Origin of the sequence: Mesorhizobium sp. M7A.F.Ca.AU.002.02.1.1, assembly GCF_003998535.1 — a bacterium.
GTDB lineage: Bacteria > Pseudomonadota > Alphaproteobacteria > Rhizobiales > Rhizobiaceae > Mesorhizobium > Mesorhizobium ciceri.
Map to the genome: position 1 here is coordinate 1 of NZ_RZPB01000844.1, position 2,422 is coordinate 2,422.

Here is a 2,422-nt window from a genome sequence, read left to right on the forward strand (position 1 = left end):
ACGGCTGGCTGTGGCGAAGGCATCGATCAGTTCGTCCTTGTAGCGGCAGAACTGGGTGTTCAGCGGCCCGCTGCCGCCACGGTACCGGCTTTCGCCCGCTTCCCAGCGCTCCTGCTTCTTGAAGTAGGGCAGCACCTTGTCGAACGACCAGTCCGTCAGGCCGCTTGCCGCCCAGCGATCGTAGTCGCCGCGATTGCCGCGCACATAAGCCATGGCGTTGGTGGAGGAAGAGCCGCCGATGACCTTGCCGCGCGCGCATTCGACCTTGCGGCCGCCGACATTGGCCTCGGGCTCGCAGAAATACATCCAGTCGTGGCGGCGCTCCGTCAGTATCTTGCCCCAGCCGAGCGGGATGTGGATCATCGGATCGCGGTCCCAATCCCCCGCCTCCAACAAAAGCACCGACACGGCAGGGTCTTCGCTCAGCCGGTTCGCCAGCACGCAGCCGGCCGATCCCGCACCGACAATGACGTAGTCAAAGGTTTCGCCAGCCGGCATGCGTGATCCTCGGGAGAAAGACGTCTGCCGCGATGGCAACCGTCGACATGGGCAGTCAACCATCGCGCAACTGGTGTTGTCAACCATTGCGTACAGTTGTAGATTGGTTGAATTGGTTGAGTGCCGTCGAACAGGTTTTCGTGTCACAATATGATGTCGGGACGTTGAGTCGGCGGTCTGCCGATCGGACAGGAGATTTGGTTTTGAGCGCATTCGAGCCGCAGGTCGGACCATCTGATCTCGACGACATCATCGCCGCGGTCCGCCAGTTGCAGCAGGGCGGCGGCAAGCTTCCGTCCGAGCGCGATCTTGCGGAACATCTGAGCGTCAAGCGCCATCAGCTTCGCAAGGCGCTTGAAGTGCTGCGCCTTTCAGGCGACCTCAAACCGGCGCGCGCCAGGCGGGCGCCGACCGCCCTTCCGAGATATGGCGAGGAACTGGTCAGGGTAACCAATCCGATCGAGGTCCTGGAATTGCGCCTGATTATGGAGCCGGGCCTTGCCCGACTGGCGTCGCTGCGCGCCTCCTCTTTCGAGACGGCGCGGATCCTCGACGCGGCAACCACGCCGGAGAACGCCCCGTCGGGTGAGGTCGACTTCGCTTTCCATCTCGCGATCGTTGCCGCGGCCCGCAACCACCTCGCCGCGGAATTCTACAAGATGCTGCGCCAGGTCGGTGTCGATGCGCGGGTGAAGGTTGCGCGCACCGCGGCACCCACCTGCCCCAAGCGGATCGCCCACCGCGACGGCGAGCATCGCCTGATCGCCGAAGCGATCTCGCAGCGCGACCCCGAAGCGGCAGAGGCCGCAATGCGCGCGCACCTTCTGTCGGTGCAGAGACAGATCATGGAACGGTCGAATGCCGGCGCCTTTGCCGCGTGATCGCATCACCTCTGACATCGAGCCTGTGCGGGGAATTTCAAATTGAAACGTCATTTCGACGTGCTGGTCATCGGCGCGGGATCCGCTGGCTCGGTTGTTGCCAGCCGTCTCAGTGAAGACCGGTCGTGCCAGGTCGGCCTCATCGAAGCCGGGACGATGCCGGCCGATCCCGACATCGCCGACCCGCTGAAATGGACGATGCTCCAGGGCCGCGCCTACGACTGGAGCTATCGGACCGTGCCCCAGCCCTTCACCGCCAACCGCGTCCATGAATGGCCGCGCGGCAAAATCGTCGGCGGCTCGAGCTGCCTGCATGCAATGGCCTATGTGCGCGGCCATCCCGATGATTTCGACCCCTGGGTGCAAGCCGGCGGCGAGCGCTGGTCCTATCGGGGGTTGTTGCCGGGCTTCATCCGCAGCGAAGCCTTCACCGCTTTCGACGGGCCAACACGCGGCAAGAGCGGCCCGCTGGACGTCTATCTGCCGGACGCCGAGGTCAGTCCGGTCGTGCGTGCCTACATCGCCGCCGGGCGATCCATGGGGGCTCCCGCCCTGAGCGACCACAACAGCGGCGAGCTGGTCGGCACCAGCCCCAATTCACTCAACATACGCGACGGCAAGCGCCTGAGCGTCGCCGACGCCTATCTGCCGCCGCGGGTCATGGCGCGGCCGAACCTGACCTTGCTCGCCGGCCACGAGGTCGAGCATCTGGTGCTGGACGGCCACAGGGTCACGGGCGTGAGCGTGGTCTGCGAGGGCCAGACCAGAACGCTCTGTGCCGACCGGATTGTCCTTTGCGCCGGCGCCGCGTCCACGCCGCTCATCCTCATGCGGTCGGGCATTGGTTGCCCGGATACGCTGAAGCAGGCTGACATACGCTGCCTTGCCGATCGCAGCGAGGTGGGCCGCAACCTGCAGGATCATCTGCTGGCTCTTGGAAATGTCTACAGCACCAAAAAGCCGGTGCCGCCTTCCCGCCTGCAGCACTCCGAATCGCTGATGTATCTGCACAGCGACGACCCGATCCGCTCCATGGGAAGTCC

The 2,422-nt window shown here is 64.7% G+C and carries 3 protein-coding genes; 2 read left to right on the forward strand and 1 reads right to left on the reverse strand.

Going from position 1 to position 2,422, the window contains the following annotated elements:
* Positions 1–498, reverse strand: a 498-nt coding sequence (locus EN879_RS32150) for a GMC family oxidoreductase N-terminal domain-containing protein (RefSeq protein ID WP_206521044.1), incomplete at its 3' end; no start/stop codon positions are given.
* A gap of 203 nt (positions 499–701) precedes the next feature.
* On the opposite strand from EN879_RS32150, the gene EN879_RS32155 reads away from it, so the two are divergent.
* Together EN879_RS32155 and EN879_RS32160 are read left to right on the forward strand one after the other, a co-directional pair.
* Positions 702–1,379 carry an FCD domain-containing protein gene (locus EN879_RS32155; protein ID WP_013529856.1) on the forward strand — a complete coding sequence of 226 codons (678 nt, stop codon included), beginning with the start codon at positions 702–704 and terminating at the stop codon, positions 1,377–1,379.
* Positions 1,380–1,421: 42 nt separating this feature from the next.
* A partial coding sequence (locus EN879_RS32160) for a GMC family oxidoreductase N-terminal domain-containing protein (RefSeq protein ID WP_206521045.1) occupies positions 1,422–2,422 on the forward strand: 1,001 nt, incomplete at its 3' end.